This is a genomic window from Streptomyces sp. CB00455 (assembly GCF_001905445.1).
In the GTDB taxonomy this organism is placed as follows: Bacteria; Actinomycetota; Actinomycetes; order Streptomycetales; family Streptomycetaceae; genus Streptomyces.
On record NZ_LIVQ01000002.1, the window covers coordinates 734,721 to 758,717 of the forward strand.

A 23,997-nucleotide genomic window follows, 5' to 3' on the forward strand; every position below is an offset into this window, starting at 1 on the left:
TGTGGTGATCAAGGTCGTCAAGGGGAATCCCACCGCGGAGGAGCTGGCCGCCGCACTGGCAGTGGTCCAGGCGCGCGCGGCGGCGCTGGCCGCCGTGCCGTCGGAGCCGCCGCCGGTGCCCGACGAGTGGTCGACGCCGGCCCGGGTGGCCCGGCACCGGCTGCGGACGCCGGGTCCGCGCGCGTGGGGCCGTACGTACTGGCCGGGCTAGCCGTCACCCCGCCACCTCCTGCGGGCGCTTGTGCGAGGCCCGGGGAGAGGATGACGTGAACGGGGGGTGGCGCCTGAGTACGGGTACTCAGGCGCCACCCCCTTGCCGGGGTCAGGATCGGAGCATGCTGTGGTCCGATCCCGAGAACGAGCCCCCGAAGGACATGCGCGACGCGCAGGCGATGGTGCGGCGGATGACCCTGGTGCTCGCCCTCGCCATGCTCGTCGTCGTGTACGTGCTGGGCGTGGGCTTCTGAGGGGACGGCCCGGGGGCCCGGGGTGCCTTCGGCGGATCCGGCGTGTCCCCGGCGTGCCCCGGGAGGGACGCCGCGGGCGCGTGGCGCGGCGCCCGCGTCCCCCGTCCGGGCGGTCTGCGGCAGGATCCGGTGCCCCCCTACGATGGGCCCATGACCGTCACCCCGCTGCCCGCAAACGGCCGCAAGCTCGTCCTCGCGTCCGCCTCCCCCGCCCGGCTGAACCTGCTGCGGCAGGCCGGGCTCGCCCCGCACGTGATCGTCAGCGGCTTCGACGAGGACACGCTGGCGCACGACGAGCCGGCCGGGCTGGCGCTGGCGCTGGCCGAGGCCAAGGCCGGGGTCGTGGCGGCCCTGGACGAGGCGGCGGGCGCCCTGGTGATCGGCTGCGACTCGGTGCTGGAGCTGGACGGCGAGGCGCTGGGCAAGCCCGTGGACGCCGCCGATGCCACCGCACGCTGGAAGTCCATGCGCGGGCGGGCGGGCGTGCTGCGTACGGGGCACTGCGTGATCGACACGGCAGGCGGCCGCCAGGTCTCGGCGACGGCTTCCACGACGGTCCGCTTCGGCGAACCGACGGACGCGGAGGTCGCGGCGTACGTGGCGAGCGGCGAACCGCTGCACGTAGCGGGGGCGTTCACGCTGGACGGGCTGTCGGCGCCGTTCATCGAGGGCATCGACGGGGACCCCGGCAACGTGATCGGGCTGTCGCTGCCGCTGCTGCGCTCCCTGCTGGGGGAACTGGGCGTGTCCATCACGGATTTGTGGGCGTGAGCTCCCGGTACGGCGACGGGGCGGCGTAGAGCATCAGGGTCAGGACCAGGAGACACAGGATCAGCATCATCACCGCGAAGGCGCCCCAGCCGACCAGGGCGACGGCGAGGATGCCGAGGACCCCGTGGGTGACGGCGGCGGCGACGAGCACGATGCGCGCGAAGGTGCCGGGGGCCCGGTCGCGGAGCGCCGACAGGGCGGCGAGCACGGCGCACAGCAGCAGGAAGGCCCCGATGCCCGCTCCGAGGACGTAGGTCGCCTTGGACATGACATCCGGATCGCTGCCCGCGATCGCCATCGACTGGTTCGCGGTGGTCGCGCCGAGCACGATGTGGACGAGCACCAGCACCGCCGCTTCCGCGACGAGCACGATCGCGGCCAGTGCGGCCACGAGTCTGCGCAGCACCACGCCCCCCCCACTCGTCACAAGCCTGTTCGACGCCTGGAGGCTACTAACGGGTAAACCTGCGGACAAGGGGTGCGGGCCGCTTCGTTACGGTAGGCACCCCAGGATGGCGATCACGCAAAGAAAACGTGGGCCGTTCGTAGGGACTCGACAAAGAATCGCCCGGGGCCGCTGACCCGCCGCACAGAGACCTTCGCTACACGGGAGGGCTAATGTGCAGTCGGGGATCCCCCTGACCTGGGGCGCCACAAGGGTTTCTTCGCCTCGAGGTGGACTCGAATCACACTCCGTGTGGGCAAGGTCACCTCTGGATAAGGGTCGAAAGGCCGTGTGGGCTGTCCCTAAACTCAGCTTGTTTCAAGGAGGGAGCCATCGTGCGCAAGGTGCTCATCGCCAACCGTGGCGAAATCGCTGTCCGCGTTGCTCGGGCCTGCCGGGATGCCGGGATCGCGAGCGTAGCCGTCTACGCCGATCCGGACCGGGACGCTCTGCACGTCCGCGCGGCCGACGAAGCTTTCGCGTTGGGCGGTGACACCCCGGCCGCCAGCTACCTGGACATCTCCAAGGTCCTGCAGGCCGCAGCCGATTCCGGTGCGGACGCCATCCACCCCGGATACGGCTTCCTCTCCGAGAACGCCGACTTCGCGCAGGCTGTCATCGACGCGGGCCTGATCTGGATCGGCCCGCCGCCGCAGGCGATCCGCGACCTCGGCGACAAGGTGGCCGCCCGCCACATCGCCCAGCGGGCCGGCGCGCCCCTGGTGGCCGGCACCCCGGACCCCGTCTCGGGGGCCGAGGAGGTCGTCGCCTTCGCCAAGGAACACGGTCTGCCCATCGCCATCAAGGCGGCCTTCGGCGGCGGCGGCCGCGGCCTGAAGGTCGCCCGTACGCTCGAAGAGGTGCCCGAGCTCTACGACTCCGCCGTCCGCGAGGCCGTCGCCGCCTTCGGGCGCGGCGAGTGCTTCGTCGAGCGCTACCTCGACAAGCCCCGCCACGTCGAGACCCAGTGCCTGGCGGACTCGCACGGCAACGTCGTCGTCGTCTCCACCCGCGACTGCTCGCTCCAGCGCCGCCACCAGAAGCTCGTCGAGGAGGCGCCCGCGCCCTTCCTGAGCGAGGCCCAGAACGCCGAGCTCTACGCCGCTTCCAAGGCCATCCTCAGGGAAGCCGGCTACGTCGGCGCCGGCACCGTGGAGTTCCTCGTCTCCGCCGACGGCCTCATCTCCTTCCTGGAGGTCAACACCCGTCTCCAGGTCGAGCACCCGGTGACCGAAGAGGTCTCCGGCATCGACCTGGTCCGCGAGATGTTCCGCATCGCCGACGGCGAGGAGCTCGGCTACGGCGACCCCGTCCTGCGCGGTCACTCCATCGAGTTCCGCATCAACGGCGAGGACCCGGGCCGCGGCTTCCTGCCCGCCCCCGGCACCGTCACCCGCTTCGCCCCGCCCACGGGCCCGGGTGTCCGCCTGGACGCCGGCGTCGAGTCCGGCTCCGTCATCGGACCCGCCTGGGACTCCCTCCTGGCCAAGCTCATCGTCACCGGCGCCACCCGCCGGCAGGCCCTGGAGCGCGCCGCCCGGGCGCTCGCCGAGTTCGAGATCGAGGGCATGGCCACGGCCGTCCCCTTCCACCGCGCCGTCGTCACCGACCCGGCCTTCGCACCGGCGGAGGGGCCCTTCACGGTCCACACCCGCTGGATCGAGACCGAGTTCGTGAACGAGATCCCGGCCTTCACGGCTCCGGCCGCCGAGGACAACGAGGACGAGCCGGGCCGCGAGACGGTCGTCGTCGAGGTCGGCGGCAAGCGCCTGGAGGTCTCGCTGCCCTCCTCGCTCGGCATGACGCTGGCCCGTACGGCGGCCGCCGGCGGTGCCAAGCCCAAGCGGCGCGCTGCCAAGAAGTCCGGCCCCGCCGCCTCGGGCGACACCCTGGCCTCCCCGATGCAGGGCACCATCGTCAAGGTCGCCGTCGAGGAGGGCCAGCAGGTCACCGAGGGCGAACTCATCGTCGTACTCGAAGCGATGAAGATGGAGCAGCCGCTGAACGCGCACCGCTCCGGCACCATCGTCGGCCTCACCGCCGAGGTCGGCGCGTCCCTCACCTCCGGCGCGACGATCTGCGAGATCAAGGACTGACGCCTGGGTCGCACACGCGAACGCCGGCGGGGCTGCACGAGCAGCCCCGCCGGCGTTTTCCTCCGGCGGGCGTTTTCCTCCGGGCGGGCCGCCCGGGGCGCGGACCCGGGACGCCTCTACCGGCGCCGCATGTCCGCCACCCTCGCCCGCTCGCCGGCCTGCTGCTCCAGCATCGAGGCGGGCGCGCTGCGGAGCTGGGCGGTGGGGGCCCCGCGGCGCTGGACCGGCAGGGGGGACTCCCGCCGGGGCCGGCGTCCCTGCATACCGTCGACCGCGCCGGCCGCGGCCGCGCCGGCGACCGTGATCTGGACCCCCTGGTCCGCCAGCGCCTGGAGCTCCGTCGCCGCGCGGTCGTCGTGCGGTGGGGGTTCGTCCGTCACCAGGCGGGTCATCACGTCCGTCGGCACCGTCTGGAACATGGTGTCCGTGCCGAGCTTCGTGTGGTCGGCCAGGACGACCACCTCCGCCGCTGCCTGGACGAGGGCCCGGTCCACGCTCGCGCTGAGCATGTTGGAAGTCGAAAGGCCCCGCTCCGCCGTCAGGCCGCTGCCCGAGAGGAAGGCGCGGGAGACCCGCAGCCCCTGGAGGGACTGCTCGGCTCCGCTGCCCACGAGGGCGTAGTTGGACCCGCGCAGGGTGCCGCCGGTCATCACCACCTCCACCCGGTTGGCGTGCGCCAGGGCCTGGGCGACGAGCAGCGAGTTGGTGACGACGGTCAGGCCGGGCACCCGGGCGAGCCGGCGGGCCAGCTCCTGGGTCGTGGTGCCCGCGCCGACGACGACGGCCTCGCCCTCTTCGACGAGGGAGGCGGCGACATCGGCGATGGCGGTCTTCTCCGCCGTCGCGAGATGGGACTTTTGCGGAAAGCCGGACTCCCGCGTGAAACCGCCCGGCAAGACCGCACCGCCGTGCCGGCGGTCGAGGAGTCCTTCTGCCTCCAGCGCCCGCACGTCCCGCCGTACGGTCACTTCGGAGGTCTGGACGACGCGGGCGAGCTCCCGGAGCGATACCGCTCCGTTGGCCCGCACCATTTCGAGGATCAATTGGCGACGTTCTGCAGCGAACACGAAACTGACAGTAACCCCAACGACCGTCTGCTTTCAGCTCCTTGCGCCGGAATACCGAAGTTGTCCGTAAAGCGGGACGACCAGTGGTATACGCGGCTTGAGAGTTGGGTGAACGTTCGGCCACGGCCGACCGCCCCGCCTCAAAGCCCTTGCGGCGGGCGGCGGTTGGCCGTCCTCAGGCCTCGCCGGCGACCTTGCGCGAGTGCAGCTGGCGGGCCACCTCGGCGATCGAACCGGACAGGGAGGGGTACACGGTGAACGCGTTTGCGATCTGCTCGACCGTCAGGTTGTTGTCGACCGCGATCGAGATGGGGTGGATCAGCTCGCTCGCGCGCGGGGAGACGACCACGCCGCCCACCACGATGCCGGTGCCCGGGCGGCAGAGCAGCTTCACGAAGCCGTCCCGGATGCCCTGCATCTTGGCGCGGGCGTTGCGCAGCAGCGGGAGCTTGACCACACGCGCGTCGATCCTGCCGGCGTCCACGTCGGCCTGGGTGTAGCCGACGGTGGCGATCTCGGGGTCGGTGAAGACGTTCGAGGAGACCGTCTTGAGGTTCAGCGGGGCCACCGCGTCGCCGAGGAAGTGGTACATCGCGATGCGGCCCTGCATGGCCGCGACGGAGGCGAGCGCGAAGACGCCGGTGACGTCGCCGGCCGCGTAGACGCCCGGGGAGGAGGTGCGCGAGACCTTGTCGGTCCAGATGTGCCCGGACTCCTTGAGCCGGACCCCGGACTCCTCCAGGTTCATCCCGGCGGTGTTGGGGACCGCGCCGACCGCCATCAGGCAGTGCGTACCGCTGAGCACCCGGCCGTCGGCGAGCGTGACCTCGACCCGGTCGCCGACGCGCTTGGCGGATTCCGCGCGCGAGCGGCCGATGACGTTCATGCCGCGGCGGCGGAAGACGTCCTCCAGGACGGCGGCGGCGTCGGGGTCCTCGCCCGGCAGCACGCGGTCGCGGGAGGAGACGAGCGTCACCCGGGAGCCGAGGGCCTGGTAGGCGCCGGCGAACTCGGCGCCGGTCACACCGGAGCCGACCACGATGAGCTCCTCGGGGAGCTCCTCCAGGTCGTAGACCTGGGTCCAGTTGAGGATGCGCTCGCCGTCGGGCATCGCGTCCGGGATCTCCCGGGGGTGTCCGCCGGTGGCGATCAGCACGGCGTCCGCGGTCAGGATCGTTTCCGACCCGTCGGCGGCCGTGACGATGACGTCCCGGGTGCCGTCGATGCCCTGGGGGCCGCCGAGCTTGCCGCGGCCGCGCATCACGCGGGCGCCGGCCCGGGTGACGGAGGCGGTGATGTCGTGCGACTGGGCGAGGGCCAGGCGCTTGACGCGCCGGTTCACCTTGCCGAGGTCCACGCCGACCACGCGGGCGGCCTGCTCGATGTGCGGGGTGTCGTCCGCCACGACGATGCCCAGCTCTTCGTAGGACGAGTCGAAGGTGGTCATCACCTCGGCGGTCGCGATGAGGGTCTTGGAGGGTACGCAGTCGGTCAGGACGGACGCGCCGCCCAGGCCGTCGCAGTCCACGACGGTCACCTCCGCGCCGAGCTGGGCTCCCACCAGGGCCGCCTCATACCCGCCGGGTCCGCCGCCGATGATCACGATCCGGGTCACGAAAAGTCCGCCTCACGTCTACCGGGCCGGCTGCCGCCCCGTCCGGTGTTCCGGGGGGTCTCCCCGGGGGATGCATTCCGTGCTCCATTGTCCCGCACGCTCCGAGGTGCTTCGCGCCCGGTCCCCGCGCCGGCCTCCATCCGGGCGTACCGGGGCCCCCGCCGTGGCCGGCGAGGGCCGTCCGGCCGCCGGAGCACCGCCACGGCCACCCCTCCCGTACCCTCGACCTCATGTCGCTCTACGCCGCGTACGCCGGCAACCTCGACCCGCGGCTGATGACGCGCCGCGCCCCCCATTCGCCGCTGCGCGGCACGGGCTGGATCAACGACTGGCGGCTGACCTTCGGCGGCGAGCAGATGGGCTGGGAGGGCGCACTCGCCACGGTCGTGGAAGCCCCCCGCCACCAGGTCTTCGTCGCCCTGTACGACATCGCGCCGCTGGACGAGGACTCCATGGACCGCTGGGAGGGCGTCGGGCTCGACATCTACCGCCGGATGCGGGTGCGCGTGCACACGCTGGAGGGCGAGGAGGCGGCCTGGATGTACGTCCTGAACGGCTACGAGGGCGGCCTGCCCTCGGCCCGCTACCTGGGCGAGATCGCCGACGCCGCCGAGTCCGCGGGCGCCCCGCACGACTACGTGATGGAACTGCGCAAGCGTCCCTGCTGATCCCCGCGGGGGACCGCGCGGGCCCCCGGCGGGTCGCGGCGGGCCCTTGGTCGGAAACGACAAGACAACGATCCGAACACCGTGAGCTGTGCCATCTACGCGCGTAGGCACGGAGCGGTTACGCTCGTCGGCGTGAACGCATCTGTTATCGACCCCTTCGCCGCCGCCGACGCCGCAGCCGCCCGCCTGCGCGAGCTGACCGGCGCCGAGACCCACGATGTCGCCCTCGTCATGGGCTCCGGCTGGGCCCCCGCCGCAGAGGCGCTCGGCGCCCCCGAGGCGGAGTTCCCGGTCACCGAGCTGCCCGGCTTCCCGCCGCCCGCCGTCGAGGGCCACGGCGGCAAGATCCGCTCGTACAAGATCGGGGACAAGCGCGCGCTGCTCTTCCTCGGCCGGACCCACTACTACGAGGGCCGCGGCGTCGCCGCCGTCGCCCACGGCGTGCGCACCGCCGTCGCCGCCGGCTGCAAGACCGTCGTCCTGACCAACGGCTGCGGCGGTCTGCGCGAGGGCATGAAGCCCGGCCAGCCCGTCCTGATCAGCGACCACCTCAACCTGACGGCCACCTCGCCGATCGTGGGCGCCAACTTCGTCGACCTCACCGACCTGTACTCGCCGCGCCTGCGCGCGATGTGCAAGGAGATCGACGAGACCCTCGAAGAGGGCGTCTACGTGCAGTTCCCCGGCCCGCACTACGAGACCCCGGCCGAGATCAACATGATCCGTGTCATGGGCGCGGACCTGGTGGGCATGTCCACCGTGCTGGAGGCGATCGCCGCCCGCGAGGCCGGCGCCGAGGTCCTGGGCATCTCCCTGGTCACCAACCTGGCGGCGGGCATCTCCGGCGAGCCGCTGAACCACGAGGAAGTGCTCCAGGCCGGCCGTGACTCGGCCGCGCGCATGGGCACGCTGCTGACCCAGGTCCTCGCCCGCATCTGAGGCACCGGGCGTCCGTACGAGAGCCACGAGAGACAGGCGGAAGTAGTGCAGGAACAGGACGACCTCATCACCCGGGCCCGGGCCTGGCTGGCGGAGGACCCGGACCCGGAGACCGCGGCGGAACTCGCCGGGCTCATCGAGGCGGGCGACACCGCCGAGCTCGCCGACCGCTTCCGCGGCACGCTGCAGTTCGGCACCGCCGGACTGCGCGGCGAGATCGGCGCGGGCCCCATGCGGATGAACCGCTCCGTGGTCATCCGGGCCGCGGCGGGCCTCGCGGCCTACCTCAAGGCCCAGGGCCACGCCGGCGGCCTGGTCGTCGTCGGCTACGACGCGCGCTACAAGTCCGCGGACTTCGCCCGCGACACCGCGGCCGTGATGACCGGCGCCGGGCTGCGTGCGGCCGTCCTGCCCCGTCCGCTGCCGACGCCCGTCCTGGCGTACGCCATAAGGCACCTGGGCGCCGTCGCCGGCGTCGAGGTGACCGCCAGCCACAACCCGCCCCGGGACAACGGCTACAAGGTCTACCTCGGCGACGGCTCGCAGATCGTCTCCCCGGCCGACGCCGACATCGCCGCGGAGATCGGCCGCGTGGACACCCTCGCCTCGGTCCCCCGCCCGGAGTCCGGCTGGGAGGACCTGGGCGACGAGGTCCTGGATGCCTACCTGGCCCGTACGGACCACGTCCTGACGGCCGGCTCCCCCCGGGGCGTGCGGACCGTCTACACGGCCATGCACGGCGTCGGCAAGGACGTCGTCCTGGCGGCCTTCGCCCGCGCCGGCTTCCCCGAGCCGGTCCTGGTCGCCGAGCAGGCCGAACCGGACCCGGCCTTCCCGACGGTGGCCTTCCCCAACCCGGAGGAGCCCGGGGCGATGGACCTGGCCTTCGCCAAGGCCGCACAGGTCCACCCGGACATCGTGATCGCCAACGACCCGGACGCGGACCGCTGCGCGGTGGCCGTCCCGGACGCCTCCTCGGCCTGCGGCTGGCGGATGCTGCGCGGCGACGAGGTCGGCGCGCTGCTGGCCGCCCATCTGGTGGGCAAGGGGGCGCGGGGCGTCTTCGCCGAGTCCATCGTGTCCTCCTCGCTCCTCGGCCGGATCGCGGAGGCCGCGGGCGTCGGCTACGAGGAGACCCTGACGGGCTTCAAGTGGATCGCCCGCGTGCAGGGCCTGCGCTACGGCTATGAGGAGGCCCTCGGCTACTGCGTGGACCCGGAGGGCGTCCGCGACAAGGACGGCGTCACCGCCGCGCTGCTGGTGGCGGAGCTGGCCTCGGAGCTCAAGGAGCAGGGCCGGACCCTGACCGACCTGCTGGACGACCTGGCGGTCACACACGGCCTGCACGCCACCGACCAGCTGTCGGTCCGCGTCTCGGACCTGTCGGTCATCGCCTCGGCGATGGCGCGGCTGCGGGCGCATCCGCCGGTGTCCCTGGCCGGCCTGTCGGTCGTCTCGGCGCAGGACCTGAACCGGGGCACGCAGTCCCTGCCGCCGACGGACGGGCTGCGGTACCACCTGGACGGCGACCACAAGGCCCGGGTGATCGTCCGCCCGTCCGGCACGGAGCCGAAGCTGAAGTGCTACCTGGAAGTGGTGGTCCCGGTGGCCGGCGCCCAGGACCTGCCCTCGGCCCGCACGCGCGGCCAGGAGATCCTGGACGCGATCAAGAAGGACCTGGCCGCCGCGGCAGGCATCTAGCCGCCCGGTCCTTCGTGCGCTCCCCCCGCACGGCTCGGCCCCGGCGCTCTCCCGGCTTCGGGTGAGCCGCTGCGGCCGCACTCCGTCCGTCGGCCTCCTGAGCTCCGGCTCGGGGGGCCGTCGGCGTCTCGCCGGTCCCCGGCGAGGCCGGATACCGACCGCGCCACGCACCGCCGCGGCCGACCGCTCCGCGTCGCGGACCTCGAAGCGCAGGTCATCGCGACGGCCGCGGCCGGACGCGTCGGGTCCCTGCGCCCGGCAGCCGGGCCGCTCACCCGCCCGAGCGGGGGGCGGGCCCGGGCGCGACCCTTGGTCCGGGCCCGCCGCACGCGACTGATCCGGGCCCTCGCACGCGATCCGGCGCCGTCCGGCCACACGCCGTCCGGATCCCGGCGCACCGGCGCGAAAGCCGGGGCGGAGCTCCGTCGCCGGACCGCGCGAGCGCCGTCAGGAAGGGCCGGGGCGGACGATCTCACCCAGCGTCGGCACCGACTCCGGCCGGGAGCGGACCGCCTCCGTGCACTCCCACGTCCGCGGCGGGTCCGCGTCCGGGCCGCCGAGGACCACCGGCCCCGGCCCCGCCGATACCGCCTCGCTGCCCGACAGCGTGCACACGATCTGCGAGAGCGCCACCGGCGGCAGGTCCTCCGGCTTGCGGCTCAGCCGCACCGTGCCCGCCGGGTCCCCCGGCCTCGGCGCGACCGCCGTCAGCCCCGAGGGGACCCCGGTCGTGAAGCCTGCGTCCCGCTCCTCCGCGGACGGTGTCCGCTCCAGCGCCTCCAGCAGCGCCTGCGCGACCAGTGCCACGGGATCGCGCAGGACCCGCTTCTCCGGGACCGGGACCACCCGTTCCACGCCCACCAGCTGCGATCCGCAGACCAGTTCCACCGTGGCCCGGAAGCCCTGCACCCCGTTCTGCCCGGCCGGCAGAGCCGGGGTGTCGCACGAGACCCGGGAAGGCGCCGCGCCCACGTCCACCGGAACGGTCGTCGCCCTGATGCCGCAGCCGGACAGGCCGGCCAGCACCACCAGCGCGGCCAGCGCGGCCAGCGCCACCGGCAGGGTCCTACGCGTCCTGCTCACCCTCGATCACCTTCCCCACGTCCACCGGCAGCCGCAGCGTGAACAGCGCCCCGCCGCCGGGAGCGTTGGCGGCGGTGATGTCACCGCCGTGGATGTGCGCGTTCTCCACGGCGATCGACAGGCCCAGCCCGCTGCCGTCCGACTTCGGCCGCGAGGCACTGGCCTTGTAGAAGCGGTCGAAGACGTGCGGCAGGACCTCTTGCGGGATACCCGGGCCGTTGTCCTGGACGGCGATCACCAGCCACTCCCCCTCCACGGACACCGAGACCCGCACCGGCGAGCCCCCGTGCTTGAGCGCGTTGCCGATCAGGTTGGCGAGGATGACGTCGAGGCGGCGGGGGTCGAGGCGCGCCACGATGCCCCGCTCGGCGTCGAGTTCGACCGCGTCCAGCCAGGCCCGCGCGTCGATGCAGGCCGTCACCTGGTCGGCGACGTTCACGTCGTCCAGCACCAGCCGGGCCGTGCCCGCGTCGAAGCGGGTGACCTCCATCAGGTTCTCCACGAGGTCGTTCAGGCGCCGCGTCTCGCTGACGACCAGCGCCACCGCCGGCGCGATCATCGGGTCGAGGTGGTCGACCTCTTCCTCCAGCACCTCGGCGACAGCCGTCAACGCCGTCAGGGGTGTGCGCAGTTCGTGCGACATGTCCGCGACGAAGCGCCGGCTGGACTCCTCGCGCGCGCTCATGTCGGCGACCTTCTTCTCCAGCGCCTCCGCCGTCTTGTTGAAGGTGTGCGACAGGTCGGCCAGCTCGTCGGTCCCCCGCACGTCCAGCCGGTGGTCGAGCTCGCCCTCGCCGAGCCGGCGCGCCGCGTCGCCGAGCCGCTGCACGGGCTTGAGCACGGTGCGGGCCGCGCCCTGCGCCAGCAGCGCGGAGCCCAGCAGCGCCAGACCGGTCGCGATGGTCAGCGACCAGGCCAGCGCGTTCAGGTCGTCCCGCTCCTGGGCGAGCGACTTGTACATGTAGCCGGTCAGCCCGCCGCCCACGATGCGCGTGCCGCCGACGAGGTACGGGTTGCCGTGCGGCTTGGTCCGCTGCCAGTAGACGTGGTACTCGGAGTCGTTCGCCGCCGTCGTCTTCTGCCGGTCGTCGACCGCGTGCCGCAGGGACTTCGGTACGTCGTCCAGCCCGAAGGCGTCGGGCCCCGCCGCGCCGGACACCTGCCGGTGGTCCTTCAGTTCCTGCACCAGCAGCACGCTGTAGCCGGGGCTGCTGCCCGCCATCAGCTCGGCGGTCCGCTGGATCTCCTCTGCCGTGGGATCGGCGGGGAGCGCGGCGGCCCGGTTCTGCATCTCCTGGCGGAAGTCGCCGAGGGCGGCGTCCTGGGTGCGGGTGAGGACCGCCTCGCGGTTGAGCCAGTACGCGATCCCCGAAGCGGAGACCGCTGCCGTCAGTGCGACCAGGGCGAAGACGACGAGGAGCCGCAGCCGCAGGCTGGTCCAGCGCCGGCCCGCGAGCAGCGCCCGGATCACTGCGGGGAGTCCAGGCGGTACCCGACGCCCCGGACGGTCCGGATCAGGGTGGGCGAGGACGGCACGTCCTCGACCTTGGCGCGCAGCCGCTGCACACACGCGTCGACGAGCCGGGAGTCGCCCAGGTAGTCGTGCTCCCAGACGAGGCGGAGCAACTGCTGGCGGGAGAGGGCCTGTCCGGGACGGCGGCTCAGCTCCAGCAGCAGCCGCAGCTCGGTCGGGGTGAGCTGGAGGTCCTCGCCGTTCTTCGTCACCGTCATGGCGGAGCGGTCGATGACGAGCGAGCCGAAGCTCGCGGAGTCGCTGGACTCGCGCTCGCCGCGGCGCAGTACGGCACGGATGCGGGCGTCGAGGACGCGTCCCTGGACGGGCTTGACGACGTAGTCGTCGGCGCCGGACTCCAGGCCGACGACGACGTCGATGTCGTCGCTGCGCGCGGTGAGCAGGATGATCGGCAGCTGATCGGTGCGGCGGATCCGCCGGCACACCTCGAAACCGTCGATCCCGGGCAGCATCACGTCCAGCACGATCAGATCCGGCCGCTGCTCGCGCAGCAGTTTCAGGCCGTCCTCGCCCGTCGCCGCGGTGGCCACACGGTGGCCCTGGCGGGACAGGGAGAGTTCGAGGGCCGTGCGGATGGCGTCGTCGTCCTCGATCAGCAACAGGAAGGGCACGGGCTCATTCTGTCCCATCGGCCGACGGGAGTTCGACCGCCAGGGCCACCGGATCGCGCCCGGGCCGCTGTGACAGGGCTGTGACAGTCGGCGGACACCCCGGTTAAGTCGGCCGGGCAGTCTTCTGTCAGCGAACAAAAGCACGGAACCGAAAACGAAGCAGACTCCACGACGGGGGGCGCGAGATGAACACGCTGCACAGCACGACCACCAGCGCGGTCGTCACGCGGCTGCACGATGTGAACCGTCGGGCGGGTGCCCGTTCGGTGACGGTCGCCCGTCCCCGGCCGTCGCACGTGGTGGCCATCGACGCGAACACCTACCGGCCCTCCGCCGTTGCGGCCCCGTCCGGTTCGCCCTCCGCCACTTCGGAGGCCGAGTTCACGGCGTACGTGCAGGAGCGGCGGGCCGCCCTCTACGCGACGGCCTTCCACCTCACCGGCGACCGCCACGAGGCCGAGGATCTGCTGCAGAGCGCACTGTTCTCCACGTACCGCGCCTGGGACCGGATCAGCGACAAGGCCGCCGTCGGCGGTTACCTGCGGCGCACGATGACGAATCTGCACATCAGCGCGTGGCGCCGGCGGAAGCTGAGCGAGTACCCGACGGAGGAACTGCCGGAGACGGCCACGGACACGGACGCGATGCGCGGTACGGAGCTGCGCGCGGTGCTGTGGCAGGCGCTGGCCCGGATCCCGGAGCCGCAGCGCACGATGCTGGTGCTGCGGTACTACGAGGGCCGGACGGACCCGGAGATCGCGGAGATCCTCGGGATCAGCGTCGGCACGGTGAAGTCGAGCATCTGGCGCTCGCTGCGGCGTCTGCGGGAGGACGAGGCGCTGAGCTTCGGCCGTGACGAGGCGGCGTCCTTCGAGGAGCTCGTCGCGTAGGGCGCACCACACAAGAGCCATCGGGCCAGGGGGCCCGTCCTACGGGGGTGGGGCGGGGGCCGCGGGGGGAAGAGGCGGGATCGGGCGGCCGGGGGTCCGCACGGTCCCGCCTCTTCGCGTCCGCGGGCCGTCAGACGCCTGCGAGGCCGGTCATGCCCTGGGCCGGGGTCGTCGTGCGGTGGCGGCCCGCCGCGGCGGCGGCCAGGCGGCCCAGCGCCTCGTCGCGGCCACAGGCGTGGGCGCCCAGCGCGGTGTGCCGGGCCACGATGCCCCGTTCGGCCCGCATCAGCCGCCAGCCCCTGCGCAGCAGGAACGGCACGGACTTGCGGCCCTCCCGCAGGTCACGGGCGAGCCGGCGCCGGAAGGTGGTGGACGGCCGCCCCCGCAGGCAGATCGCGTCGGCCAGCAGCCCCAGTTCCTGGCAGCGCGCCGCGATGTCGGCGGCGAAGATCCCCTCCGCGATGAACAGCGGCGTCCGCGGCGACCGTGCGATGTCCAGCGACTCGGTGCCGGTCCGCGAGGACGTGGCGATGTCGTACACCGGCACCTCGGTCCGCCCCGACGCGCACAGTTCGGCGATCGCGGCGACCGCCGCCTCGGCGTCCCAGGACCGCGGGGAGTCCCAGTCGATGTCACGGCTGCCCTCGACCAGCGGGAGGGTCGGGTCGGCGCCCTCCTTGTAGAAGTCGTCGAGGCGCAGCACCGGCAGTCCCGACCGGGCGGCCAGTACGGATTTCCCGGAGCCCGACGGACCGGTCAGGAGGACGACTCGGGTCGGCGAAGGAGAGGAAGAGCTCACGGGACACCAGTCTGAACCATTCCCCCGGGTAGGGGATCCTCCCGGTGGCCGGTTGGTATCCAGGATCACACCTCCACTACGCTGCGTGCGCACGCGACCACGACCTCAGGCGGGAACCCCATGGCACGTCACGCAGCCCCTTCCGCAACGCACCGGCTCCGTACCGCCGGTCTGACGGTCTCGATGGCCGGCGCGGCCCTGGCGATGGCCGCCGGCGGCGCGCAGGCCGGCGAACTCTCCGTCCCGGCGGCCCTGTCGGGGATCGCCGACCCGATCGCGAACCTCAAGGTGAACCCGCTGGCCAACACGGGCGTGGACCCGCTGGACAACGGCGTCGCCACCAAGGTCGCGGACTTCCCCGCGCTCGGCACGGGCATGGTCACCGGCAGCCTGACCCGCGGTTCCTCGGTCGGCGAGCTGCCCACCGCCGCCGTCTCGTCACTGCTGGGGCCGGTCCTCCCCCGCTGAGGCCCGCCGGGCCCCGACGGCGGCACGCGAAGGCCCCGGCAGCGCGGGGGACGCTGCCGGGGCCGGTCTCGCGGGGGGGAGTTCCTAGTACGAGGAGCCGCCCGCGCCCAGCGACCCGGTCGGGTGCCAGACGGTCTTGGTCTCCAGGAACGCCGTCATGCGGCGCGTGCCCGGGTCCGCGCTCCAGTCGTCCACAGGCTGTGGACGCAGGACGCGCTTGAGGTTGTCGGCGGCCGCGATCTCCAGCTCCTTGGCCAGCACCGGGTCCGCACCCGCGAGGTCGATCGCGTTGACGTCCTGGTGGGACGCCAGGTGCGGGCCCATCTCGCCGGCCTTGCCGGACAGGATGTTGACCACGCCGCCGGGCAGGTCGGAGGTGGCGAGGACCTCTCCGAGGGAGAGCGCCGGCAGCGGCGCCTTCTCGGAGGCGATCACGACGGCGGTGTTGCCGGTGGCGATCACCGGGGCAAGCACCGAGACCAGGCCCAGGAAGGACGAGTCCTGCGGGGCGAGCACCGTGACGACACCGGTCGGCTCGGGGGTGGAGAGGTTGAAGAAGGGGCCCGCGACCGGGTTGGCCCCGCCCGCGATCTGGCCGATCTTGTCGGTCCACCCCGCGTACCAGACCCAGCGGTCGATGGCCGCGTCCACGACCGCGGCGGCCTTCGACTTGGACAGCCCCTCGGCCTCGCCGACCTCGCGCACGAACTGCTCGCGGCGGCCCTCCAGCATCTCGGCGATGCGGTAGAGGATCTGGCCGCGGTTGTAGGCGGTCGCGCCCGACCAGCCGCCGAACGCCTTGCGGGCGGCGACGACCGCGTCACGCGCGTCCTTGCGGGAGGAGAGCGGGGCGTTGGCCAGCCACTTGCCCTTGGAGTCCGTCACCTCGTACACCCGGCCGCTCTCGGAACGCGGGAACTTCCCGCCCACGTACAGCTTGTAGGTCTTGAAGACGCTCAGACGCGCCGGCGTCGACGAATCAGACATCGAGGTAGCCCTCCAGGCCGTGGCGGCCGCCCTCGCGGCCGAAGCCCGACTCCTTGTAGCCGCCGAAGGGCGAGGTCGGGTCGAACTTGTTGAACGTGTTGGCCCACACCACACCCGCGCGGAGCTTGCCGGCGACCGCGAGGATCCGCGAGCCCTTCTCCGTCCAGATGCCGGCGGACAGGCCGTACTGGCTGTTGTTGGCCTTGGCGACGGCCTCGTCCGGCGTGCGGAACGTCAGCACGGACAGCACCGGGCCGAAGATCTCGTCGCGAGCGACGGTGTGCGCCTGCGTGACGTTGGTGAAGAGCGTCGGGGCGAACCAGTAGCCCGCCTCCGGCAGTTCGCACACCGGGGACCAGCGCTCGGCGCCCTCGGCCTCGCCGGTCTCGGCGAGCGCGGTGATCCGGGCCAGCTGCTCGGCGGAGTTGATCGCGCCGATGTCGGTGTTCTTGTCGAGCGGGTCGCCCAGGCGCAGGGTGCTCAAGCGGCGCTTGAGGGAGTCCAGCAGCTCGTCGTGGATCGACTCCTGGACCAGCAGGCGCGAACCGGCGCAGCAGACCTGGCCCTGGTTGAAGAAGATGCCGGTGACGATGCCCTCGACGGCCTGGTCGATCGGCGCGTCGTCGAAGACGATGTTGGCGCCCTTGCCGCCCAGCTCCAGTGTGGCCTTCTTGCCGGTGCCGGCGATCTGGCGGGCGATGGCCTTGCCGACGGCGGTCGAGCCGGTGAAGGCGACCTTGTCGACGTCCGGGTGCTCGACGAGGGCCGCGCCCGCGTCGCCGTAGCCGGGGAGGATGTTGACGACGCCCCTGGGCAGGCCCGCCTGGCGGCAGATGTCCGCGAAGAACAGCGCCGACAGGGGCGTGGTCTCGGCGGGCTTGAGGACGACCGTGTTGCCGGTGGCGAGCGCCGGGGCGATCTTCCACGCGAGCATCAGCAGCGGGAAGTTCCACGGGATGACCTGGCCGGCCACACCCAGCGGGCGCGGGTTCGCGCCGTAGCCGGCGTGGTCGAGCTTGTCGGCCCAGCCCGCGTAGTAGAAGAAGTGCGCGGCGACCAGCGGCAGGTCCGCGTCGCGGGTCTCCCGGATCGGCTTGCCGTTGTCCAGGGTTTCCAGGACGGCCAGCTCGCGGCTGCGCTCCTGGATGATCCGGGCGATGCGGAAGAGGTACTTGGCGCGCTCGGAGCCGGGCAGCGCGGACCACTTCTCGAAGGCCCTGCGGGCGGCCTTGACGGCCCGGTCCACATCGGCGGCGCCGGCCTGGGCCACCTCGGACAGGACCTCTTCAGTGCTCGGCGAGACGGTCTTGAAGACCTTGCCGTCGGCGGCGTCGGTGAACTCGCCGTCGATGAAGAGCCCGTAGGAGGGGGCGATGTCGACGACCGAGCGGGACTCGGGAGCCGGTGCGTACGCGAAGGGGGATGTCTGTGTCTTCATGTCCATGGTCTCAGTCCACCGTCACGTAGTCGGGACCGGAGTAACGGCCGGTGCTCAGCTTCTGACGCTGCATCAACAGGTCGTTGAGCAGGCTGGAGGCGCCGAAGCGGAACCAGTGGTTGCTCAGCCAGTCCTCGCCCGCGGTCTCGTTGACCAGGACCAGGAACTTGATCGCGTCCTTGGTGGTGCGGATCCCGCCGGCCGGCTTCACGCCGATCTGGATCCCGGTCTGCTCACGGAAGTCGCGTACGGCTTCCAGCATGAGCAGGGTGTTGGCCGGGGTGGCGTTGACCCCCACCTTGCCGGTCGAGGTCTTGATGAAGTCGGCGCCGGCCATCATGCCGATCCAGGAGGCGCGGCGGATGTTGTCGTAGGTCGACAGCTCGCCGGTCTCGAAGATGACCTTGAGGCGGGCGGCGGTTCCGTCGGGGCGGACGCACGCCTCCTTGACGGCCTTGATCAGCTCGTACGTTTCGAGGTAGCGGCCCGCGAGGAAGGCTCCACGGTCGATGACCATGTCGATCTCGTCGGCGCCGGCGGCGACGGCGTCCGCGGTGTCCGCGAGCTTGACGGGCAGAGCGGCGCGGCCGGCCGGGAACGCGGTGGCGACGGAGGCGACCTTGACGTCGGCGCCGTTCAGCGCCGCCTTCGCGGTGGCCACCATGTCGGGGTAGACGCAGACGGCGGCCGTCATCGGGGTGCTGCGGTCGGTGGGATCGGGGTTGACGGCCTTGACGGAGAGCGCCCGGACCTTGCCCGGGGTGTCCGCGCCTTCCAGGGTCGTCAGGTCGATCATCGAGATGGCCAGGTCGATGGCGTACGCCTTGGCCGTCGTCTTGATCGAACGGGTGCCGAGGGCGGCCGCGCGGGCCTCCAGGCCGACAGCGTCGACGCCGGGCAGCCCGTGCAGGAAGCGGCGCAGCGCACTGTCGGACGTCGTCACGTCAGCGAATGCGGTGAGGGTGGTGGGCATGGTCACCACATGAGCATATCTACGCGCGTAGCGACATGTCACCCCCTCCCCCTGATTCGCGATGGAATCGACACCTCCACTCACCGTTACACCTCCATGACAGGAAGCGAATCCTCCGTCCATGCAAGATCAATAGATTTCTTCTCAGCAGCCCGCCAGAAACTCATCCGGACGAAAACCCGACAGAGACAACGCGGCATGCGGCTCTCCCTTCCGGTCCTCACCCTTGCTTCAAGGAGTCGTTATGCGTACCGCCGCCCGCACCTCCCTCCTCACCGTCGCCCTCGCCGGAGCGCTCCTCGCGCCCGCCGCCGGCGCCGCGTACGCCGCCGCCCCTGTGAGTGCGGCCGCCTCGTCCCCGGTCTCCGACCGCACCAGCGGTACGCCCGTCTCCATCGACAAGGGTGTCGTCGCGGTGCTGCGCCACAAGTCCGAGGGCCCCGAGGCCTACATCCGCGCCGTCTCCCCGGACTGGAAGCCCGGCGACGACTACAACGGCAAGCTCCTGGCCGTGCTGGACGACAAGCACCGATCCGCCACGGTCGGCGCCCTGAAGCTGGCACTCGTCGAGGGCGAGACGGTGCACATCGAGGACCTCGTCGTGACCAAGGACGGCAAGAGCACCCCCTACCGGCTGCCGAAGGCCCAGGGTCCGGAGTGCATGTCCGAGCGGCTCGTGCAGCAGCTCGGCGCGGGCGTGGAAGCCTGGCTGTTCATGCACCCGGGCGGCCCGCTCGCCGAACTCCACACCGCGGGCGAGGAAACCGTCTGGAAGTCGCTGAACCGGGGCGCCCCCTCCCTCCCCGCGGACGCCGGAATCGTCGCCCGCATCCTGAACGCGAGCTCCGACCGGCCCGTCTTCGAGTGGAAGACCCAGGGCGGCGGCATGCCGTACGGCCACGCGGCCTTCCCGAAGCTTCCCAAGGGCTGCACGTTCGACTACACGTTCCAGAAGCCGACCGAGAAGCCGCAGCCGGAGACCCCGGTCTCCCCCGCGCCCTCCGCCAAGCCCACGGCCCAGCCCTCCGCCGCGCCGAGCGCCACGGCCGCGCCCTCGCCCGCCGCGGCGAAGCAGCAGACCGCCGGCCAGACCTCCGTCGTCCCCAAGGGCGGGGTCGCCGCGGGCACCGAGGTCGCCACCGAGGACAACGACAACTCCACCACCGCCCTCGCCGGTACCGGGCTCACCGCGATCCTCGCCGCACTCGGAGCCTTCGTACTGCTCCGCCGCCGACGCACCCAGGGCTGACCGGCCCCGCACGTCCCGAACCCCCGCCCGGCGGACCGCCCCCACGGCGGCCCGCCGGGCCGTTTCCCGGAGCATCCCCATGGCCCACCGCGTACGCCTGCTGCTCGCCACCGCCCTCCTGTGCACCGCCCTGACCGGCTGCGGCGCCGCCACCGCGTCCGGGGCGCCGGACGGAGCCGCCCCGTCGAGCGCCGCCCCGCCCTCGGTCACCCCCACCAGCGCCCCGGCCGCCCCCGCGACGGCCACCCCGCTGGCCGCCTCCGAACCCGTGCGCGTACGGATCCCCTCCGCCGGGGTCGACGCCTCCCCCCTGCTCGAACTCGGCCTCGCCGCCGACGGCACCGTCGAGGTGCCCTCTGTGGCCGAGGCGGACAAGATCGGCTGGTACACCAAGGGCGTCACCCCGGGTGAGACCGGACCCGCCGTCCTCATCGGCCACTTCGACACCGCGCGCGGCCCGGCCGTCCTCAAGGACGTCTCCCGGGTCCGCCCCGGTGAGGAGATCACGGTGTCCCGGGCCGACGGGAGCACCGCCGTCTTCCGCGTACGGGAACTGGAGCAGGTCGGCAAGAAGCGGTTCCCCACCGCCAAGGTGTACGGCGACACCACCCGTCCCGAGCTGCGCGTCATCACCTGCGGCGGCGAGATCACGGACGGTCACCGGCCGGACAACATCATCCTGTACGCCGATCTCGTCGGTTGAGACGGCGTGGGGCAGAATCGACCGCATGAGCAGCCAGCAGCAGCCGACCGACGAACCGGTGTACGACGACCGGGTCTACCGATCCTCCACGGCCGTGGTCACCGGGGTGCTGCTGCTCGCGCTGATCGCGTGGCTGTGCGGGGACGCGGTGGTGCGCGGCTCGGGCAGCACCCCGTGGATCGCGCTGGCGCTGGCGCTGTGCGCGGTGCCGCTGACGGTGGCGTTCACGATCCGGCCGGCGGTCTTCGCCAATGACGACCGGATGCGCGTACGGAACCCCTTCCGGGTCATCGAGCTGCCCTGGGCGGCGGTGGACGCGGTGCGCGCCGGGTACTCGGCGGAGGTGCTGGCCGAGGGGTCGAAGTACCAGCTGTGGTCCGTGCCGGTCTCCCTGCGGGAGCGCAAGAAGATCAGCCGGCAGCAGCTGAGCCGCCGCGGCGGTCTCAGCGGCCGGGGCCTGGGCAGCCCCGGGGCGGACCGGACGGCCGGCGAGCCGGGCGCCCCGCTGCGGGCCGGCGCCGACAAGGTCGTGGAGGAGCTGCGGGAGCTGGCCGAGCGCGGCGCCTCACGGACCGGCGCGCAGGGCGGCGTGCGCGTGCAGTGGTCGTACGAGATCATCGCGCCCGCCGTGGCGGGCGCGGTCCTGCTGATCGTCCTCCTCGCCACGAGCTGACCGGCGCCTCCGGCCTCGGGCCTCGGGCTGCCGCGGGAGCGGTGCCCTGGCTGACGGAGGGCCGCAACACCGCCTGACGGCGTGCCCGCCACCGCAACGGGGGCCGGGGGCACATGCCCCCGGCCGGGGCCGGCCGGACCCGGGGCCGGTCCACGGGCCCGGCCCCGGCCCCGGCACACCCCCGCCCGAGCTCCTGCCCGACTGCGTACCGCAGCACGCCGGACACGGCCGCCAGATCCCCACCGGGCCAGGTACCGCCGGGTGCGCCGCACGGCGGACAGCCCAGGATTCACCACCGGGCCGAAGGCCGGACGCCCCCTCGGGCACGGCCCGCGCCCAGACCCATGGAGCCGGGTGTCGCCGGGGCGGCGGGTCGGGGTCGCCGGTGCGTCGGACGCCGGTGGTGTTCAGCAGGACCGAGTCCACGTCGACGACCTGGCCCGGCACCGCGGTCTGGAGCATCTCGATGCAGGGGGCTGCCCGGGAGGCGGTGCCAGGACCGAGGGGCGGGCGCTCGGGCGGGGCTGCGGTGGGCGCCCTCGGGGCTCGACCGTACGTGCTCCCCGCCACACCCGCCGCCGCAGCGGAACCGTGGCTACCGGGTGGCGCGTCCTCGCAGGTGTGCAGCGTCTTGAGGCCGGCGGCAGCGCCGCCACCGCCATCCACTTCCGGCTCCGGCTCCTGGCCGTGGCCCTGCTTGCCGCCCACCTTCTGGTCGTCGGCTGGCTGACCCTCCGCCCGCTGGACGTGCCGTGGGCCGCGGCCGCCAACCTGGACCCGTTCGAGGGGATCAGGACGGATCTCGCGTACGGGCCGCTGGAGGCCGCCCGCCGGATCGGGGAGGGGCTGGTGCTGCTGGCACCGCTGGGCGTGCTGCTGCCGATGGCCGGCGGACGGCTCGCGCCGTCCCCGCTGTCGGCGTGGTCCTCGCTGGCCCGGACGGCGGCGGCGGGCGCGCTGGCCTCGGTCTGCATCGAGATGCTCCAGACCGCGGTGCCGGGCCAGGTCGTCGACGTGGACTCGGTCCTGCTGAACACCACCGGCGTGCTGCTCGCGCACGTGGCCGTCGTACCGGCGCTGCGGGCCCGGATGCGGCGTTCACGGGGCGCTTATCAGGGGGCTACCCCGAGAATTTCCAGGGTCGGGCTCGGCCCCTGGACCGAGGTGCTGTCGGCGGTACCGCGGGAGTATTGAGGCATCGCAGGAAAGCGGTCCCGACGAAGGAGAAACCATGAGCGCCCTTGCCCGCCCCCGTGACGGACGGTGGATCGGCGGAGTCTGTGCCGGACTCGCGCGCCGCTTCGGAATGTCCGCGAACACGATGCGCGTCATCTTCGTCGTCTCGTGCCTGCTGCCCGGCCCGCAGTTCCTGGTCTACCTGGCGCTGTGGCTGCTCCTGCCGAACGAGAAGTCCTCCTCGGCCGCCTGGTAGAGCGCCTGGTGGAGCGCCTGTCCCCGGGCCTCGGCCCCTGGCCCTCCGCCCCCAGCCCCTCGGCGCCCGGGTCCTCGCCCCCAGCCCCTCGGGTCAGCCGGCCCGCTTGACCTTTTCCACCTGCTTGTCGGTGACTTCCTGCGGCACCTGCGCCTTCTGCTGGGCCGCCGCGACGTTGAGGGCCATCAGGCGCACGATGGTGTCGCCCTGGCGCACGACGAGAAGGTGGACCTGCGCCGAGACGCCCTGGGCTGCGGCGGTGGTGGTCCAGCTGACGCTCTCGTCGCCAGTCGTGCGGTAGTCGGCGGCCCGGACGTCGCGGTAGCTGCCCGTCTGCTTCTCGACGGTCGCGGAGAAGCCCGCGCCGCAGGCGGCGACGGCGGCCTTGAGCCGGGCGATCAGCGCCTTGGCGTCGCTCTCGGCGTAGGAGCTGACGGAGGCGGAGACGGCGAGGCCGACCTGCTTCTGGGAGCCGACGCCCCGGTTGACCGTCTCGCGGGCGGCCGGGTCCGGCTCGTCGCCCATGACGTCGGCCAGCGGCTGGCAGGCCTTCTTGTCCGCCTGCGGCTGGCCGTCCGGGGCGCCCGGGTTCTTGCCCTGGGCGGAGATCTGGTAGCCGGGCAGGTCCCCCTGTTCCAGCGCGGAGCGCTCCAGCCTGCTGCCGCTGCCGGCGGCCCCGGGCGTGGCGGATCCGCCGGGGACGGTGGCCCCCGGGGCGCCGGGCACGGGGGAGACCTGCCCCGCGGAACCCTTGGGATCCGGGTCCTTGCCGCTCGCGGGGGTGTCCGTACTGCTGCACCCGACCGCCGCGACCAGCAGGGCGGGGAGCAGCGCGACCGTCGTGGCTCGTACCTTCATGCGCATGATCAGGAACCTCATACCCCGTGTGCGGGCGGGCAGTTGGTGGTGATCGTGGCACACGGCACGACATGGCGCCCACCCGTTCGAAGCGGTGTGCGCCATACGTGCGCGCGTACGGATGTCAGCGCGGGTCAGCCACCGAGGTTGCTGGTCGGCAGGCCGCCGAGGAGACCGGTGACGGGCTGCGTGAGCGCGGCGGCCGGGTCGCTCGACTCCTGGCCGTGGTCGGCGCCCACCTGCTGCTGGCTGGTGACACTCTGGAGCGCGCCGGTGGCGGTGCCCAGCGCGTCGGTGAGACCGACGGCCGGAACGGCGGCCGAGGCGGTACCGGCCGCGGCGGCGGCGAAGGCGGCACCGAGAACGGCGACACCGAGGGTCTTGGCAGCTGACTGCTTCATGGAATTCTCGTCCTTGCGACGGGGAAATGAGCGGCTCCGCAAACTAGTCACTTCAAACCCGCGCCCGCAAACATCATCAAATACGAGAAAGCGCCCGGGAATTGCTCCTCCCGGGCGCTCTCAGTACGT

Annotated in this window: 26 protein-coding genes; 14 read left to right on the forward strand and 12 right to left on the reverse strand. The window is 72.7% G+C overall.

Annotated elements, in window-relative coordinates:
• Positions 1 to 4 precede the first annotated feature (4 nt).
• From AMK16_RS10750 to AMK16_RS10755, 3 genes are all read left to right on the forward strand, one after another.
• A complete protein-coding gene (locus AMK16_RS10750) occupies positions 5 to 211 on the forward strand; it encodes an acyl-CoA carboxylase epsilon subunit (RefSeq protein WP_199885427.1) in 207 nt (68 codons plus the stop codon).
• Between the two features lie 124 nt (positions 212 to 335).
• Positions 336 to 467 carry a morphogenic membrane protein MmpB gene (mmpB, locus tag AMK16_RS38070; RefSeq protein WP_274535354.1) on the forward strand — a complete coding sequence of 44 codons (132 nt, stop codon included), beginning with the start codon at positions 336 to 338 and terminating at the stop codon, positions 465 to 467.
• A 150-nt stretch (positions 468 to 617) separates the two neighbouring features.
• The gene (locus AMK16_RS10755; protein WP_073912468.1) at positions 618 to 1,238 is read left to right on the forward strand and encodes a nucleoside triphosphate pyrophosphatase; all 621 of its coding nucleotides are present in this window, start codon (positions 618 to 620) and stop codon (positions 1,236 to 1,238) included.
• Here the strand turns inward: AMK16_RS10755 and AMK16_RS10760 are convergent.
• Positions 1,219 to 1,647, reverse strand: coding sequence for a hypothetical protein (locus AMK16_RS10760; protein WP_242438677.1), 429 nt, complete (start codon positions 1,645 to 1,647; stop codon positions 1,219 to 1,221). The genes AMK16_RS10755 and AMK16_RS10760 overlap by 20 nt on opposite strands.
• 371 nt (positions 1,648 to 2,018) lie before the next feature.
• Here AMK16_RS10760 and AMK16_RS10765 point away from each other — a divergent pair, with 371 nt between their 5' ends.
• Entirely contained in the window at positions 2,019 to 3,779 is a 1,761-nt protein-coding gene (locus AMK16_RS10765; protein ID WP_073912471.1) for an acetyl/propionyl/methylcrotonyl-CoA carboxylase subunit alpha, read from the forward strand.
• A 116-nt stretch (positions 3,780 to 3,895) separates the two neighbouring features.
• Here the strand turns inward: AMK16_RS10765 and AMK16_RS10770 are convergent, their stop codons facing one another.
• Positions 3,896 to 4,810, reverse strand: coding sequence for a DeoR/GlpR family DNA-binding transcription regulator (locus AMK16_RS10770; protein ID WP_242438704.1), 915 nt, complete (start codon positions 4,808 to 4,810; stop codon positions 3,896 to 3,898).
• Positions 4,811 to 5,021: 211 nt separating this feature from the next.
• Positions 5,022 to 6,461 (reverse strand): NAD(P)H-quinone dehydrogenase, encoded by a 1,440-nt coding sequence (locus tag AMK16_RS10775; RefSeq protein WP_073912477.1) that lies wholly within the window; start codon positions 6,459 to 6,461, stop codon positions 5,022 to 5,024.
• A gap of 230 nt (positions 6,462 to 6,691) precedes the next feature.
• On the opposite strand from AMK16_RS10775, the gene AMK16_RS10780 reads away from it, so the two are divergent.
• The 3 genes from AMK16_RS10780 (at position 6,692) to AMK16_RS10790 (ending at position 9,769) form a co-directional block, all read left to right on the forward strand.
• The gene (locus AMK16_RS10780; protein ID WP_073912479.1) at positions 6,692 to 7,129 is read left to right on the forward strand and encodes a gamma-glutamylcyclotransferase; all 438 of its coding nucleotides are present in this window, start codon (positions 6,692 to 6,694) and stop codon (positions 7,127 to 7,129) included.
• A gap of 132 nt (positions 7,130 to 7,261) precedes the next feature.
• On the forward strand, positions 7,262 to 8,068 hold the full coding sequence (locus tag AMK16_RS10785; protein ID WP_073912483.1) for a purine-nucleoside phosphorylase: 807 nt from the start codon (positions 7,262 to 7,264) through the stop codon (positions 8,066 to 8,068).
• Between the two features lie 45 nt (positions 8,069 to 8,113).
• Positions 8,114 to 9,769 (forward strand): phospho-sugar mutase, encoded by a 1,656-nt coding sequence (locus AMK16_RS10790; protein WP_073912487.1) that lies wholly within the window; start codon positions 8,114 to 8,116, stop codon positions 9,767 to 9,769.
• A gap of 447 nt (positions 9,770 to 10,216) precedes the next feature.
• Here the strand turns inward: AMK16_RS10790 and AMK16_RS10795 are convergent, their stop codons facing one another.
• The 3 genes from AMK16_RS10795 to afsQ1 are packed head-to-tail and all read right to left on the reverse strand — an operon-like array spanning position 10,217 to position 12,997.
• Complete coding sequence (locus AMK16_RS10795; RefSeq protein WP_242438678.1) at positions 10,217 to 10,852, reverse strand: hypothetical protein; 636 nt, start codon at positions 10,850 to 10,852, stop codon at positions 10,217 to 10,219.
• On the reverse strand, positions 10,836 to 12,323 hold the full coding sequence (locus tag AMK16_RS10800) for a sensor histidine kinase (protein ID WP_073912491.1): 1,488 nt from the start codon (positions 12,321 to 12,323) through the stop codon (positions 10,836 to 10,838). The genes AMK16_RS10795 and AMK16_RS10800 overlap by 17 nt, the downstream gene beginning before the upstream one ends.
• The gene (gene afsQ1, locus AMK16_RS10805) at positions 12,320 to 12,997 is read right to left on the reverse strand and encodes a two-component system response regulator AfsQ1 (protein ID WP_189970338.1); all 678 of its coding nucleotides are present in this window, start codon (positions 12,995 to 12,997) and stop codon (positions 12,320 to 12,322) included. Before afsQ1 ends, AMK16_RS10800 begins: the two co-directional genes overlap by 4 nt.
• 185 nt (positions 12,998 to 13,182) lie before the next feature.
• On the opposite strand from afsQ1, the gene AMK16_RS10810 reads away from it, so the two are divergent.
• Positions 13,183 to 13,887 (forward strand): SigE family RNA polymerase sigma factor, encoded by a 705-nt coding sequence (locus AMK16_RS10810; RefSeq protein ID WP_073912494.1) that lies wholly within the window; start codon positions 13,183 to 13,185, stop codon positions 13,885 to 13,887.
• Positions 13,888 to 14,017: 130 nt separating this feature from the next.
• On the opposite strand, the gene AMK16_RS10815 is transcribed toward AMK16_RS10810, so the two are convergent.
• Complete coding sequence (locus AMK16_RS10815) at positions 14,018 to 14,752, reverse strand: uridine kinase family protein (protein WP_073913601.1); 735 nt, start codon at positions 14,750 to 14,752, stop codon at positions 14,018 to 14,020.
• Between the two features lie 54 nt (positions 14,753 to 14,806).
• On the opposite strand from AMK16_RS10815, the gene AMK16_RS10820 reads away from it, so the two are divergent.
• A complete protein-coding gene (locus tag AMK16_RS10820; RefSeq protein WP_073912498.1) occupies positions 14,807 to 15,154 on the forward strand; it encodes a hypothetical protein in 348 nt (115 codons plus the stop codon).
• An 84-nt stretch (positions 15,155 to 15,238) separates the two neighbouring features.
• On the opposite strand, the gene AMK16_RS10825 is transcribed toward AMK16_RS10820, so the two are convergent.
• The 3 genes from AMK16_RS10825 to deoC are packed head-to-tail and all read right to left on the reverse strand — an operon-like array spanning position 15,239 to position 18,552.
• A complete protein-coding gene (locus AMK16_RS10825) occupies positions 15,239 to 16,141 on the reverse strand; it encodes an aldehyde dehydrogenase family protein (protein ID WP_073912502.1) in 903 nt (300 codons plus the stop codon).
• Complete coding sequence (locus AMK16_RS10830) at positions 16,134 to 17,579, reverse strand: aldehyde dehydrogenase family protein (RefSeq protein WP_073913631.1); 1,446 nt, start codon at positions 17,577 to 17,579, stop codon at positions 16,134 to 16,136. Before AMK16_RS10830 ends, AMK16_RS10825 begins: the two co-directional genes overlap by 8 nt.
• A 10-nt stretch (positions 17,580 to 17,589) precedes the next feature.
• Positions 17,590 to 18,552 (reverse strand): deoxyribose-phosphate aldolase, encoded by a 963-nt coding sequence (gene deoC / locus AMK16_RS10835; RefSeq protein WP_107417100.1) that lies wholly within the window; start codon positions 18,550 to 18,552, stop codon positions 17,590 to 17,592.
• A 244-nt stretch (positions 18,553 to 18,796) separates the two neighbouring features.
• Between deoC and AMK16_RS10840 the strand changes: the two genes are divergently transcribed.
• The 5 genes from AMK16_RS10840 to AMK16_RS10860 all read left to right on the forward strand — a co-directional run bounded on the left by AMK16_RS10840 (position 18,797) and on the right by AMK16_RS10860 (position 22,609).
• Positions 18,797 to 19,801, forward strand: coding sequence for a hypothetical protein (locus AMK16_RS10840; protein ID WP_073912506.1), 1,005 nt, complete (start codon positions 18,797 to 18,799; stop codon positions 19,799 to 19,801).
• A gap of 79 nt (positions 19,802 to 19,880) precedes the next feature.
• Positions 19,881 to 20,504, forward strand: a complete 624-nt coding sequence (locus tag AMK16_RS10845; protein WP_073912509.1) for a class F sortase — start codon at positions 19,881 to 19,883, stop codon at positions 20,502 to 20,504.
• A 25-nt stretch (positions 20,505 to 20,529) separates the two neighbouring features.
• Entirely contained in the window at positions 20,530 to 21,177 is a 648-nt protein-coding gene (locus AMK16_RS10850; protein ID WP_073912513.1) for a PH domain-containing protein, read from the forward strand.
• A gap of 621 nt (positions 21,178 to 21,798) precedes the next feature.
• Positions 21,799 to 22,371, forward strand: coding sequence for a VanZ family protein (locus AMK16_RS10855; protein WP_079191439.1), 573 nt, complete (start codon positions 21,799 to 21,801; stop codon positions 22,369 to 22,371).
• Between the two features lie 37 nt (positions 22,372 to 22,408).
• Positions 22,409 to 22,609, forward strand: a complete 201-nt coding sequence (locus tag AMK16_RS10860) for a PspC domain-containing protein (protein WP_073912517.1) — start codon at positions 22,409 to 22,411, stop codon at positions 22,607 to 22,609.
• 93 nt (positions 22,610 to 22,702) lie between these two features.
• Here the strand turns inward: AMK16_RS10860 and AMK16_RS10865 are convergent, their stop codons facing one another.
• Complete coding sequence (locus AMK16_RS10865; protein ID WP_079191481.1) at positions 22,703 to 23,473, reverse strand: hypothetical protein; 771 nt, start codon at positions 23,471 to 23,473, stop codon at positions 22,703 to 22,705.
• 128 nt (positions 23,474 to 23,601) lie between these two features.
• Complete coding sequence (locus AMK16_RS10870) at positions 23,602 to 23,868, reverse strand: hypothetical protein (RefSeq protein ID WP_073912524.1); 267 nt, start codon at positions 23,866 to 23,868, stop codon at positions 23,602 to 23,604.
• Positions 23,869 to 23,997 lie beyond the last annotated feature (129 nt).

Bases quoted from the DNA above. Each gene is read 5' to 3' on its own strand.
- AMK16_RS10810 (WP_073912494.1), top strand. From the start codon at position 13,183: ATGAACACGCTGCACAGCACGACCACCAGCGCGGTCGTCACGCGGCTG.
- AMK16_RS10825 (WP_073912502.1), bottom strand. From the start codon at position 16,141: ATGTCTGATTCGTCGACGCCGGCGCGTCTGAGCGTCTTCAAGACCTAC.
- AMK16_RS10820 (WP_073912498.1), top strand. From the start codon at position 14,807: ATGGCACGTCACGCAGCCCCTTCCGCAACGCACCGGCTCCGTACCGCC.
- AMK16_RS10850 (WP_073912513.1), top strand. From the start codon at position 20,530: ATGAGCAGCCAGCAGCAGCCGACCGACGAACCGGTGTACGACGACCGG.
- AMK16_RS10770 (WP_242438704.1), bottom strand. From the start codon at position 4,810: ATGGTGCGGGCCAACGGAGCGGTATCGCTCCGGGAGCTCGCCCGCGTC.
- AMK16_RS10860 (WP_073912517.1), top strand. From the start codon at position 22,409: ATGAGCGCCCTTGCCCGCCCCCGTGACGGACGGTGGATCGGCGGAGTC.
- AMK16_RS10865 (WP_079191481.1), bottom strand. From the start codon at position 23,473: ATGCGCATGAAGGTACGAGCCACGACGGTCGCGCTGCTCCCCGCCCTG.
- AMK16_RS10755 (WP_073912468.1), top strand. From the start codon at position 618: ATGACCGTCACCCCGCTGCCCGCAAACGGCCGCAAGCTCGTCCTCGCG.
- AMK16_RS10845 (WP_073912509.1), top strand. From the start codon at position 19,881: ATGGCCCACCGCGTACGCCTGCTGCTCGCCACCGCCCTCCTGTGCACC.
- AMK16_RS10830 (WP_073913631.1), bottom strand. From the start codon at position 17,579: ATGAAGACACAGACATCCCCCTTCGCGTACGCACCGGCTCCCGAGTCC.
- AMK16_RS10870 (WP_073912524.1), bottom strand. From the start codon at position 23,868: ATGAAGCAGTCAGCTGCCAAGACCCTCGGTGTCGCCGTTCTCGGTGCC.
- AMK16_RS10780 (WP_073912479.1), top strand. From the start codon at position 6,692: ATGTCGCTCTACGCCGCGTACGCCGGCAACCTCGACCCGCGGCTGATG.
- deoC (WP_107417100.1), bottom strand. From the start codon at position 18,552: ATGCCCACCACCCTCACCGCATTCGCTGACGTGACGACGTCCGACAGT.
- mmpB (WP_274535354.1), top strand. From the start codon at position 336: ATGCTGTGGTCCGATCCCGAGAACGAGCCCCCGAAGGACATGCGCGAC.
- AMK16_RS10840 (WP_073912506.1), top strand. From the start codon at position 18,797: ATGCGTACCGCCGCCCGCACCTCCCTCCTCACCGTCGCCCTCGCCGGA.